The organism is Pandoraea sp. NPDC087047, from assembly GCF_044745225.1.
Lineage (GTDB): Bacteria > Pseudomonadota > Gammaproteobacteria > Burkholderiales > Burkholderiaceae > Pandoraea.
In genome coordinates, this window is record NZ_JBIUZU010000001.1 from 492,598 (window position 1) to 504,992 (window position 12,395).

At 61.9% G+C, this 12,395-nt stretch carries 9 protein-coding genes; 2 read left to right on the plus strand and 7 right to left on the minus strand.

Features of this window, described 5'->3' with window-relative positions; all coding sequences use genetic code 11:
- Positions 1–15: 15 nt before the first annotated feature.
- The 6 genes from ACIPHM_RS02090 to sctC all read right to left on the minus strand — a co-directional run bounded on the left by ACIPHM_RS02090 (position 16) and on the right by sctC (position 4,959).
- A complete protein-coding gene (locus tag ACIPHM_RS02090) occupies positions 16–438 on the minus strand; it encodes a tetratricopeptide repeat protein (protein ID WP_400324064.1) in 423 nt (140 codons plus the stop codon).
- Between the two features lie 93 nt (positions 439–531).
- Positions 532–789 (minus strand): hypothetical protein, encoded by a 258-nt coding sequence (locus tag ACIPHM_RS02095; protein WP_400324067.1) that lies wholly within the window; start codon positions 787–789, stop codon positions 532–534.
- Between the two features lie 71 nt (positions 790–860).
- Complete coding sequence (locus ACIPHM_RS02100; protein ID WP_400324070.1) at positions 861–1,214, minus strand: hypothetical protein; 354 nt, start codon at positions 1,212–1,214, stop codon at positions 861–863.
- 172 nt (positions 1,215–1,386) lie between these two features.
- The gene (locus tag ACIPHM_RS02105; RefSeq protein ID WP_400324073.1) at positions 1,387–1,617 is read right to left on the minus strand and encodes a hypothetical protein; all 231 of its coding nucleotides are present in this window, start codon (positions 1,615–1,617) and stop codon (positions 1,387–1,389) included.
- 49 nt (positions 1,618–1,666) lie between these two features.
- Positions 1,667–2,752 carry an FHA domain-containing protein gene (locus ACIPHM_RS02110; protein ID WP_400324076.1) on the minus strand — a complete coding sequence of 362 codons (1,086 nt, stop codon included), beginning with the start codon at positions 2,750–2,752 and terminating at the stop codon, positions 1,667–1,669.
- Positions 2,749–4,959 carry a type III secretion system outer membrane ring subunit SctC gene (gene sctC, locus ACIPHM_RS02115; RefSeq protein WP_400324079.1) on the minus strand — a complete coding sequence of 737 codons (2,211 nt, stop codon included), beginning with the start codon at positions 4,957–4,959 and terminating at the stop codon, positions 2,749–2,751. Before sctC ends, ACIPHM_RS02110 begins: the two co-directional genes overlap by 4 nt.
- Before the next feature lie 306 nt (positions 4,960–5,265).
- On the opposite strand from sctC, the gene ACIPHM_RS02120 reads away from it, so the two are divergent.
- Together ACIPHM_RS02120 and ACIPHM_RS02125 are read left to right on the plus strand one after the other, a co-directional pair.
- Entirely contained in the window at positions 5,266–10,074 is a 4,809-nt protein-coding gene (locus tag ACIPHM_RS02120; RefSeq protein ID WP_400324082.1) for a dermonecrotic toxin domain-containing protein, read from the plus strand.
- A gap of 246 nt (positions 10,075–10,320) precedes the next feature.
- A complete protein-coding gene (locus ACIPHM_RS02125) occupies positions 10,321–11,298 on the plus strand; it encodes a LysR substrate-binding domain-containing protein (protein ID WP_400324084.1) in 978 nt (325 codons plus the stop codon).
- Here ACIPHM_RS02125 and ACIPHM_RS02130 read toward each other — a convergent pair.
- Positions 11,231–12,022: an AraC family transcriptional regulator gene (locus ACIPHM_RS02130; protein WP_400324087.1), complete on the minus strand. Its 792-nt coding sequence runs from the start codon at positions 12,020–12,022 to the stop codon at positions 11,231–11,233. The two genes, ACIPHM_RS02125 and ACIPHM_RS02130, sit on opposite strands and share 68 nt — an antisense overlap.
- Positions 12,023–12,395: the final 373 nt, after the last annotated feature.

A 12,395-nucleotide genomic window follows, 5' to 3' on the forward strand; every position in this document is an offset into this window, starting at 1 on the left:
CCCTGTGTTCTCCGATCATGTATTGGAGTGAAGCCGCCCGAGCGTCGAGCTGACCGGCATCTGCTCACGCGGCTTGCCCGCGCGGTCGAACCAGGTCAATACCTCGCGGGCGATTTCATTCCCGCCGTGCGCATCTGCACACTGCGCAGCTTCCTGAAGGTAAGTTCGCCAATCGGCCTTGCCCTGCTGGAGTCGAACGATCCCCAGGCAGGCGAGTACCAGGCTGTGTTTCGGCGATAGCGCAAGCGCGCGCCGGAAAGCCGTTTCCGCGTCGGCGAACGCGCCTTGCACGGCCAATGTCAGCGCCTTGCCAAGTGCCGGGTAGACGTGATTCGGTTGGTACCTTTCAAGCGCCCGGAACACGCGCAATGCGGCGTCGCCCTTGCCCTGCTTCCTGAGAAAGTAGCCAATCTGGTTAGCAAGTTGAATGCTGGTCATTTCCATGGTCTGGCACGCCCATTCGAATCGCGTTCAGTGAAGCGTAGGGTCCGAGCCTGCCCGTATCGCGCAGGCTCGGACCACGTCCTGCTATTAGCTGCGGATCGATTCAGCAGCCTTCTGTTGCGCGCTACGGACCTGATCGAACAGACCCTGCGTGCCCGACGTCATGTTCTTGAACGTGTCGCCGGCAATTTGCAGCTGCATCATGTCTTCCTGGCTGGCCTTGTCGCCCTTGGCGTCAACTGCCTTGGCCTGGCTCAACAGACCATCGCGCTGGTTTTCGTTGATCTTGGCCATGACTTGCATGATTTCGTACAGACCGCCGTTTGCGTTGTTTTGAATTTGCATGAGAAAACTCCTAACTAATTAGTACTTCAAATAAAAGAATGTCCGGAAGGACATCCACATGCGCCAGTCCCTCAGATCGGGAGAAAGGACTTGGCGATGCCTGCTACGGACGAAATCAGGGACGTGGCCATACTGAGCCCCTTACCGATTCCGTCCATGACCATCTGGCCGATCTTCGCGAGCGATTGACCGACCGTTTCAAGGATCTTCATGAATTGACCGATCCCTTCAGCCGCATTGTTGGCTTGGCCGCCCGAAGCCTGGCCGCCAGCGGATGGCGACTGAGACGTGTCCGCCTTCGCCGAAGCGGAGGAGGATGCGCCGGTGTCAGCCGATTGCGCCTCACGTTGACCCAATTGCGCCTGGGTAGACGATGCTGCGCTCGTGTTGGCTTGCGCGGGATTTTGAGAATTCGCGGATGCCATTGCGACCGCGGGTGCCGATGCGGTGCGATCCGGCGCCACCATGGCCCCGTCATGCGCAAGCGCTTGCGGCATCGGTTGATGCGAAGGGCCGATTCCGGCTGGATTCATCATGTAACCTCCTAGTTTCCTAGTTGAGAGGCGTTTCAGCCTCTGGATTGCATAAAGCAGGTGCTCAACGATTGAAGTGACGCCCCAGCTCCGCCCTGGCACACGCAATCGCATCGACATAGGCCTGCTTCGATGCCCCTGCTGCGACGTCACTTTGGGGTGACGTTCGCACTCGTTCCTCTGCCTGCCGCAACAGCTCGATCACCGCGAGATGACCAGCGGGGCCGTCAGCTCGGGTCAGGGCTTCCTCGAACGGCGTCCGATCCTTGTTGAACAGCAATACAAAAAGATTCATGAGACTGACTCGCAATGAAGGGACGCGCCTCAGGCTTGGCACCTGAGCGTCACGACTGTTGATCGATCCGTTCCACAAAAATGGTTTTACGCCCGAGTCCATGCAACCGGATGTCTCGGGTCAGCATCGATCCGCTGAAATAACGCGCTCCATCGTTGTCGATCAGGAAAGACAGGTTGTCGACCGACACGATCGAATACGGCGCCGGCAGAAGCTCCTGCACTCGGGAAAACGCGGGGCCGTCGTAGAGGACTTCGCGCAATCCGGGGATGTCGCGCAAGAGCGCGTCAGTGAGCCACGTTCGATATTGCGGACGAAGCGGCTCGCCATGTCCAATCGCCACGGTGCCGGTGCCACTCAGCCACACGGTGGCCGACGGCAGATACTTTTTTGCGTAAAGACGGGCGTCTTGCTCGATGCGCTCGTCTGAGAAAATCCGGACGATGGGCTTGAGCCGCGTCGACGCAATCACCGCTTCGAGCCGAAGTCGTTCCGTTTCGCGAGCGACATAACCCGCCACCACGAGGTTGTGTTCTTCCACGACTTCTTTCACCGTCAACTCGCCTGCCCCCTGCGCCGTCAGCACACGCTTCAGGTCGAGCGCGCGCTCCGCCAGGGTCGGGGTCGTGATCCGCGGGAACACCCACCACTGGTGGAACGGAATGGCAACGGCAGCCAGCGCCAGTGCCAACGCCACGGACAGCACCGATGCCTTGACGAGCTTCAGATGCAGCGGCTTGGCCGACAGCCATCTCAGGCCGGCGAGCTTGGCGCGCACGAGCGGCGGCGACTTGGCGTCTTGCGGCGCCTCCTGAGCAACGAACCCTGGCTCGCCAATCCCGATGGAAACGTCGCCCAGCGCAATGATGGCGCCGTTGCGCAACATTCGGGTCTTGCCGGACGGCAGCGATTGCCCGTCGATTTCGACGGCGTCGGTCAGCGCCACCACGCTAAGCTTGTGATCGAGCACGACAAGCATCAGATGGCGGTCGGCGACGGACTTGTCGCGCAGCATGATGTCGCACGCGATATCGCGCCCGACCACGATGTGACTCTTTCCATCGAGCCTGACCGTCGCCCCCGCGTGCAAGCCACTCAGGACGGCGACCTCGAACACGTTGTTCGTCGCACTCACGATCTTTCTACCTCAAGGGCTCGAGCCGGGGCCGCGTTCACAGGCACGGCACGATCGGTTCGTGCGGTGCTTTTTGAGGGACGGAACAATGTTCCCTCGGTAACGCCAGGCATCGGCACAGATTCGGGCGCCGGGATGAGTGCAGGCACGGGTTCCGGAACGAGCGTCGTCTCACGAATGTCTGCGCGTCCGGTTTGCGAATCTGCCGGGGCCGTGCCACGCAGCACATCTTCGGCGCCGCGGGGCGTCGGCATGGGCTGCACAATGTCGGGTGCCACCTGCGTCGGCGCACGTCCGGATTGCGCGCGCACCGTCGAGGGACGGAACAACGCACCGTCGGAAACGCTCGGCGCCGGGGCAGCCGGAACAGTGGGGGTAGCCGGAACAGCCGGAACGTCGGGCGCGCCACCTTGCGATGCCGCATTAGCCCGCCATGCATTGGATTGCTGATTCAGGGTGCGAGCGACCCACGAGTCGCGGGGATTCAGCTCGCTATCGAACGCGCCGCGCTGGTCAGCATGTTCCGCGCCGGCATTGATCAAGCGCGGCGTAATCATGATGAGACGCTCCTTGCGCTCCACGTTCCCATTGCGGAACCGGAAAAGCGCGCCCATTACCGGAATATCCCCAAGCAACGGCACCTTCGATTCCGATGCCTCGTTCACATCGCGCACGTAACCGCCAATCAACAAGCTTTCGCCCTCCTTGACGATGGCTTGCGTGCTGATGGTGCTTTTCGAGGTCACCGGCAGGTCGCCGACCGATCCGCGGCCGAGATTGCCGTCTTCAATGAAGATCTGCAGACGGATATCGACACTGCCGTCGTTACGACGGATCACAATGGGCAGCACGCGCATGAGCAGGCCCACATCCACCTGGAACAACTGCGCCACACGCTCGTTACTGACGCGCGGATAGAAGGCGCTCTGGTCGCTCAGCACGGCCTCGATACCGTTGAGCGTCGCGAGCCGCGGCCGAGATTGGATTTGTGCCTTGCCCTCGGATTGCAGCGCCGTAATGCTGCTGAGAAACTTGAGCGCCGCCGAGCCGCCGAAGATCGAGATGTTGGCACCGCCGCCACGTGCCGCGTCGCCTTTCAGATCCTCGCCAATGCCCGCGCCGGTCGACGTCGACCCGATGCGAACGCTGCGGCCTTGCAGGGCCCAGTCAAAGCCGAGCTCTTTCAGCACGCCATCCCGCACATCCATGATCGATGCCTCGATCTGGATCAGCTCGGGCTCGACGTCGAGTTCGGTCACGATCTCTTCGAGCGGACCGAGCATGTCGCGCGGTGCCATGAGCACAACCGCATTCATGCGGCTATCGCCAACGATCTTGATCTGCGCGTTCGCGGCGCCCTCGGGGCCCGCCACGAGCCCCTCGCCGGCGCCAAACGGCGACAGCGGCGACATCGACGCCAGAGGGAAGCCGGCCGTCGACTCTCGGGAGGCCCCCATCAGCTCGGCGAGCATGCCGGAGGGTCGTTCGACCTGCGCAGGCAAGGGCGCGGGTTTGCGACGGGGATCGGCACCGGAGACGTTCGAGACGAGATCGCGCAACGAATTCGCCACGCCACGAATCACGGTTTCCTTGCCGCCAATCGTGTAGCGAACGTCTTCGGCCCATGCGTGCTTGAGTCGCACGACGCGAAATCCCAGGCGCGTGTCGTCGTCGTTGCGCAATGCCCCACGCTCGGCAATCGACACGGCGTCGGCAATGCGCTGCAGGTAGGCGGGAGGGCCGTTCACCTGAACGACCGATGCGCCCGGCAAAATACGGAAGCGAAAAGCGCTATCCAGATAGCCCATCTCGCGCGCAGTCCGTTCCACCGTGGCCGGCGACGTACGTGTCAACGCGTGCACTGCCTCGCGGTTTTCCGCCAGGGTCGTCACGTAGACGGTGGAGCCATCGAAGTAGCTCACCAGCCCATAAGACTTCTTGAGATTCGAGAACAGTTCCGCAGGCGGGATATTGAAGGTGCCATTGAGTGCAGGAAGGTTTCGCGCAGCGTCCGAGATTTCCACGGGACGCTGTTGCGTCGCGAAAATATCCTCGATGACACGAGCCACCGATTTACCGGTTGCGCGGTATTCGAAATCGACCGGATGCCACGGCATGTCAGCCGCCCATACGGGCGACACCGCCATCAACATCGACAACATCACGGCGCGCGAACTCATGCCGCCGTTGAACCCGTACTTGCGCACGGCGGCTGCAATCCGCTTCGATTTAAAACAAAACTCATTCACTCAATCACCCGATCTTCCTCAATTCGGACGGGGTCCTCAACTACCGTTCAGGGCTCCGTCACTTCAGGGGTAGATGCTAATTGTTTGGTCGAGGAATGAAATATGACCAGTCAGAATTTGAACCGGCGTTAGGAAGCCTCCCCAAGAAGCGCGTGATACGCCGGAAATCGGACTAGTCAGATTGATCCACCAAAAAGCGCTCGATAGGATCAGATCAAACGGATTGCCGACCGATTTCACCTGCTTATTAAAAGGAGCAACGAGATGCAGATTCAATCCAACGCACCTCAGGGGTATGGCGCGCCAGAACCGGATCAAAACCTGAAGCAGCCCCGGAACCAGCCATCGCCGCCAAACGATCCTCAAGCGTCATCACAACCCTCCTCCACATCCCCACAAACAGACGAAATGCCGACCGCATCCGGGTCGGATTCCGGTCAGTCGACACCTTCCGCGCAAGCCGAGAAGAACGCCGGCGAACACGGCACCCATGCCGCGGGCTCGACCCAATTCGCTCAGGCGCAAACGTCGGGAGCGGCAAGTTCCAAGGCGTCTGCATCGACGCAACCCTCGCCCATCGACTCGCGCTCGGCACATGTCGCCATCGGCAGTCCCACGGCAGAAACGCTCGCCACACTCCAGAAACGCAAGCGTTCGGCAGATGCGTCGAGTCCTGCCGGGGTCAATCAGGCCAAGTCGGCAGCGGCCGCGCTGGAGGAGGCCAACATGGACGTCCAGCATCGTCTGCGTGGCATGCCGAGCGACGATCTCGACTTCAGCCGCCCGGACAACTTCGGCGCTCCTGATGTCGCCGTCGATTTCTATACCGCGCGAAGTGCTGCGAACCGAACCAAGCTCAACGACTACTGGAACGAGTCGCTCACGATCAATGGCGCCACGGACACGCGAAAATCCCATGTCGCCGAGGCCGAGAAAACGCTTCTCTCAAGAAGCGCAGCACTCGGTGTCGCAGATGGCGATCTATCGCGCGAGGATCAGACACGGATCGATCGGTTGAGAACGTATCCGAAGGCCGCTGACCGAGAGGGGCAGGCCAGCATGCCCGGCGTCTATTCGATCGCCGGAAGCGGCGGCTCGGACAACACCAAGGTCGATTTCTCGGGAATGTATGTGATCACGCAGCGCCCGGCCGCGGGAGGCGAGTTGACGCCGTCGTCCGACGTCGGGACAGCAATGCTGGTCGTGCCAGGGCAACCGATCGTGAAGCGCGACTCGATGCAGGCACTGACCGACTATGTCGAATCCAGGCTGAACAACGCGTCCGAACGGAATCAGTTGCTGAATTTCGTCGACGCGGACAAACATGACGCCATGTCGAAAGGCGACGTGACGGCGAGCTTTTCGCCCATCGCGGGGAACGTATTCACGAATCGACTGGAATCGCAGATCACAAGGCAGATCGAAGACCTCGACGATCTGGCGATGGACATGTCTCTCGCCAAGGTGACGCAAGAGCAAGCGGAACTGCGTGGCCAGAAGATCGCCGATAGCGTACGCGCGAATGGCGATATGGCACCCTACGTCGCACAGTGGCAAGACCGGAAACAGAACGAACAGAACCTCGCCACATTGAAAGCGGCGTTGCCCGACTGGTTGAAAGCCCCCCCGGGCGGAGACAGTGACGCATCGTCCTTCGCCGCAACACAACGCAAGGCCGACTGGGAGAGAGAGCGCGAGAAGTATCTGGGTCTGGCCGAAAAAACGGCCGACAAACAAATCGAAGCCAGCAACGCCACTTCCGATGTGTTGTCTCTGGACGACTACACCGATGCGTATGCGAAAGGTTATCTGACCGAAAACGGATTCCCCGGTGTGAATCCGGGCGACATTCAGGTCAAGGTCACGCGGAGCGCGACCACGGTCGACCCTGTTGCCTATCAGACTTCCGCCGGCGTAACCAAGAAAACGACCGAAGATACGATGTCGCTGCCTGAATACCTGCGGCGCAACAATGATCCGACGTTCACGGGGAGCTACACCTTCGTCTCGGTCAAGGCATTTTCCGCGGATGGCCAGCCAATGGGTCTGAATGTCACACGCATGGCTTCCACGCTCGATGTCGGCGAAAACTATACGAAGTATCTGAAGGACTCGTTTTTCGCGCCTTCGAGTGCCGCGCGTCGCGACTCGATGCAGCAGGCCGATCGTGCCATGTTCGAGAAAGACATTTCTCAGGCACGACTTCAGAGGGCTATCGGCGAAACCCAGGACAAGCGAGGCACGAAGTGGGCCGAAGCGATCCTGAATCACCCTGATCCCGCGTCTCGTCCCAAGGTCGACGGCTATACCATCGAAGCCTCCAGGCTTCGCATCGGCGGTGAAGCCGTGGCCAATGTCTACGTGATCGGGCCCACAGGAAAGCAATCCATGGGCTCGGTCTTGCTCTATACACCCGACGCGCCACATGGCAAGACCCTTCGGGAGTTCAGTGACCGCGCGGAGCTGAGTCGGACACTCAAGTCGGACGCATTGCGGGACCATCTGCTCCAGCGAGTCGACCCAGGTGCCAAGGGCGCCGTGAACGCCGCGCTGTCAAGTCGGGGAGGGGCGTTCATCACTGAAAGACCGGTGACGGAGAACTTCTTTAACGCCATGTATCAAGATCGTGTCAATCGCGCGATCATCAATGCCGATCGCGCCACCACATCGAACTCCGAGGTCGGCGCCCAATCCGCGTGGAACGCTTTCAACTGGGGGCTGGACTTCTTGTCGCCGATCCCTATCGCCGGCCAGGCCGTGAATCTGGGACAAGCGGGCGTAGGTTTTATGAATAGCGCTGAAGCGGCACGCAACGGCGACGCCAAGGCCGCCAAGGAGTATCTGTTTGACGCGGTGACACGCGTCCTGAGCACGGACGCCGGCGGCATACCTCGCCGGCGTAGCGGCGGTCCGAAAGCACCCTCGCCTTCGTTGAACCCGAGTCCGTTGCCGAACGGAAAGACCGGATATCAGTTTTCCGAAAACAACGCCGAGGCGCCGAGCTGGAAAATTCCGACCACATTCGGGGTCGCGAAACCGCGCGATATTGGCGACGCCGAGCGAGGGGTTTACTCCGCCACGCGCAACGGCCAGAAGCACGAATACGTGCAGATGGACGGTCAGTTTTATGAATCCGGACAGAACGGCAAAGGACGCTACATCCAGCGCCCGGGCGCCCCGACCGAGCGCATGCAGATCGTTCGTGCCGACGACAAGTGGCAATTGACCGAGCCCCCCGCGCGTGGCCTGCTCGGCGGCGGAAACGATACCCCGGGCGATCGACTGACTTCCTTTTCGAATCGGTTGCAAACCCACGGCATCGCCAATTCGAGGGCGTTCAGTCGAGTGCAACCCGAATTGAACAGCTATCTCGCCGCAGATGCGAACCGAACGACATTTACCCGACTCGTGGATCTCGCTGCCGCAGAGGGGCGTTTGAGTCTGGAGGATCGCGCCGCAATCCGTGAGGAATCGACGCCCTATCGGCAAGCCGAGTCCTTCACGAATCGATTCCTCAGCAGGAACGGCAATGGCGCATCGAGTTTCCCCCATCTTCTGTCGCAAGCCGAACGTAATGGGCCCAGGGCCCGGTTAGCGACGACGACGATCGGCGGTGTCGCCGCGCGGGAACACGCGGAGCTGACGGCACTGGGTAATTTGGCGACGATGGATGCCGCGACGTTCGGCCGGCGTCGGCATGATATTTCTACCTCGCTGTCTCTGGGCGGCAATCACGAAACGTTCAATCGACTCGTCGATCTTGCTACCGCCGAGGGGCAACTGGGCTTAGCGGATCGCGCCGCCATCATGAGGCAGCCGAGTGCCTATGAAAGAGCCAGCGCGTTTACGAATACCTTCCTGAGTAGAAACGGTGCCAACGTTTCGAACTTCCCCGATCTTGTAACGCAGGCGCAAAGTAACGGACCGCGGGCCACTGCGGCGCCGACGACGATTCGCGGCATGATCGAGCAGGAACGTTCCCGCATGGAAGGGCTGCCGGGGCGGCTAACGGCAAGCGGCCCCTTCGATAGTGCGGGACTGACACGCCATCGCGCAGACCTCATCAACCTGTTGACCGCCGATAGCACTCGCGGCGTACAGGATCGCTTCCTGGATACTCTGGTGGCCAACGGTAGCCTGGGTGTCGCAGATCGCTATCAAATCGGCCGGATCCGGAATGACTATGAGCGAGGGTCCAGACTGTTGGACGCCGTTCACAGCCGCGTCGGCAATGCCGGTCTGGCGAGCGTTCCCGACGCCCTGCGCCAGGCCATCGCGCGCACCCCCGGCGCCACCACGGCCGACGGCCCCCTTGGCTTGCGTGCCAGTGCGGAGCGCTCGCGACTCGCGGGCTTGCCGGGACGGTTAAGCACCGAAGGCATCGCCGACACGAAGGCATTCCGCCAACTGCAACCCGAATTGGCCAGCTATCTTGCCGAAAGTGGCAACCAGACGGTATTCAACCGCCTCCTCGACCTTTCTGTTGCCGAAGGGCGGCTAGGCATGGCGGATCGAGACACGATCATGGCGCAATCCGGCGAGTATCGGAGAGCGAGCCGATTTGCCGAGCACTTCCTGAGCAGGAACGGCAACCGCGCAACGGATCTTCCCGACCTTCTGTCACAAGCCGTCAGCAACGGCCCTCGTGCGAGCTCGGCGCCGTCGGTGGTCAACAATATGATGCAACAGCAGCGTACCGCGCTGGCGGGTATGCCAACGCGTATGACGACAAACGGTTCGTTCGATAGCGCCGGAATGACACGCCATCGTAATGAACTCATCGGACTGTTGACCGCCGATAGCAATCGCGGCGTGCACGATCGCTTGCTCGATATTCTGGTCGCCGATGGGAGTCTGGGCGTTGCCGATCGGTTCCAGATTGGCCGGATCCAGAATGCATACGAACGCGGGTCTCGCCTGCTCGAGACGGTTCAGAGTCGTCTCGGCAATTCCGGGCTGGCAAGGTTTCCCGCCGCGCTCGAGCGTGCTGTCGAGTACGACCGATGGAGGCCAAGCGCGGCAGTCCCCGAGAAGAAGCCTGCCTCGGGTCAGGGCCCGGCCCCTGGCGCTTAAGGGGGCTCCCACCCGGCACCAAGGGGAGATGGACCGCCATCTGAGGCGCTCCTTGGTGACGGTGTAGCACGCCATTCGGTGCATGTCGGGTACGGGGCTTACCAAGCCCCGTACGCCGCACTCCGTATCTCATATCCCAGATCCCATATCCGGCTGGCAGCCCACAACGCCGCCCGGACAACATTCCAATCGCGATTCACGTATCGTTGCACTCGTTGCCTATCACGCCGCTTACGAGGATTGAGAATGTCGCGTCGTCAGTTACCGCCACTCCATGCTTTACGCGTTTTCGAAACGGCCGCCCGCGCCGAGAGCCTGAGCGCCGCCGCGCAGGAATTGTCGATCACGCATGGCGCCGTGAGCCGTCAGATCGCCCTGCTGGAGGATTGGCTGGGGCAGACGCTCTTCGTCAGACAAGGTCAACGCAATGTCGCGACGGACCACGCACGCGCGTTTGCCGCCGAGATCAGCGCCGCGTTCGACCGCATTGGCGACGCCGCACTGCGCTTTGGCAAGGCGCCGCAAACCCGTGTGGTACGCGTCAACGCGCAGACCACGCTCGCCATGCACTGGCTGATTGCGCGTCTGCCCGCGTTTCATGCCGCACATCCCGACGTGCAGATCGTCGTGACGACATCGAGCAGCGCCGACCCGGCCTTTCGCGGCGGATTCGACGTCGCCATCCGGCGCGATCCCCCTCCCCGCCCCGAGTGGCAGCCTTACGAGAAGTCGGTGCTGTTCACCGAGCGGGCGAGCGTCGTCGCCGCGCCCTCGCTGCTCGCGTCGCTACCGTTATCCGAATTGAAGGATCTCGCCAGACACACATTCGTCGCGACACAGACGCGCGTCGGCGCTTGGGAAGACTGGCTGAGCGCTGCCGGGGTGCCTGCGCTGCGACCCGTGCGATTTCACCGTTTCGATCACTATCACGTGAGCTTGCAGGCGGTCGTCGATGGACTGGGATTGGGCATCGGCTGCACGCCGACGCTCGATCGCGAACTGGCTGGCGGCCGTCTGGTCATGCCTTTTCCGGAGATTCAGGTGGACGGCGCAACGTACGTCACGCTCGTGCCGCGCGACGCCGACAAGTCCGCACCGCTACGCGAGTTCCTGGCGTGGGTTCACGATGGGGTCGACGCACCGGCCTCCGCCAGCGTCACGCCCCCGGCCCGACCCGCCACTTCCCGGGCGACACGCCGAACGCGCGACGGAAATAACGGGTGAAGTGCGACAGATCGTTGAAGCCTTGTGCGAGCGCAACGTCGGTCGCCGAGGCCCCTGCACGCAACGCCGGCAACGCGCGCACCAGACGCAACTGATTGCGCCACGCATGCGGGGCCAGTCCCGTCTCGCGGGAAAACAGGCGTGCTGCGTGAAAGGGAGAAAGGTCGACCGCTTCGGCCAGCGCCGTTAGCGAGAGCGACTCCGTGAGATCGGCGGACAGACGCGCCTTCATCGTCTCGACGCGCATCGCATCGCGATGCACCGCCAGCTCGGGCATACGCGCCTGCGCATGACGAATCAGCATCATCGACACCGCATCGATCAGCACGCTTTCCGCCAGGAGCGGGTCTGCGCCCGTCTGAAGCAACCGATGGGCCTCGATCAGCCGATGCATGACCTGCGCGTCGCGAATGACGTTCTCGCCAAACCACGGCATCGCGTCGTGCAGCGTCGTCAATCCGGTCAACGGGTTCGCCAGTTGGCGCTGCACGCCCTGAACGAAGCCGACCGGCAGATAGAACACGCGATAGCGCCATCCGAAGTCGGTTTCCCGCGCCCCCGTGTGCACTTCACCGGGATGGATGACCGCCACCGACCCGGCATCCGCCACGTGCTCGCCGCCCCGATAGGCATAACGCTCGGCCCCGGCCACGATGCACGCGAACGTGTACGCATCGTGCCAATGCGGCGCGAAGGTGTGGTCGTTGTATTCGGCCGTGAGCATATCGCCTCCGGGCACGAGCGACGAGCGCCAGTACAAAGGGGCGTTGCGAAACGGCTGAAAGGGCTGAAGGGGCTGGAACACGGCATCCATGGCCGCTACTTTACACCGGGCGACGCACCGCCGCCGGTGAGCTGGCCCACCCGCCTTACCCCCTACCCGCGCGCGTGATGCGACGCCGTACCCATCGCCGCCCCCAGCGGCTGTGCGAGCGGCGCAAACGCAGCGTCGTGATCGATCGAATTCAAGTGTTTCATCTGGTTTTATGCGTTATGAGATGAATGGACAAAATGGACAAAAGACGTGTCCTCGCGCCGGGGTGTGCGCGACACCGCCGGAGCGTTCGGACTGACTCGGACAACGAGGAAAAAGGCGA

Bases quoted from the DNA above. Each gene is read 5' to 3' on its own strand.
- ACIPHM_RS02090 (WP_400324064.1), bottom strand. From the start codon at position 438: ATGACCAGCATTCAACTTGCTAACCAGATTGGCTACTTTCTCAGGAAG.
- ACIPHM_RS02095 (WP_400324067.1), bottom strand. From the start codon at position 789: ATGCAAATTCAAAACAACGCAAACGGCGGTCTGTACGAAATCATGCAA.
- ACIPHM_RS02100 (WP_400324070.1), bottom strand. From the start codon at position 1,214: ATGGCATCCGCGAATTCTCAAAATCCCGCGCAAGCCAACACGAGCGCA.
- ACIPHM_RS02105 (WP_400324073.1), bottom strand. From the start codon at position 1,617: ATGAATCTTTTTGTATTGCTGTTCAACAAGGATCGGACGCCGTTCGAG.
- ACIPHM_RS02120 (WP_400324082.1), top strand. From the start codon at position 5,266: ATGCAGATTCAATCCAACGCACCTCAGGGGTATGGCGCGCCAGAACCG.
- ACIPHM_RS02125 (WP_400324084.1), top strand. From the start codon at position 10,321: ATGTCGCGTCGTCAGTTACCGCCACTCCATGCTTTACGCGTTTTCGAA.
- ACIPHM_RS02130 (WP_400324087.1), bottom strand. From the start codon at position 12,022: ATGCTCACGGCCGAATACAACGACCACACCTTCGCGCCGCATTGGCAC.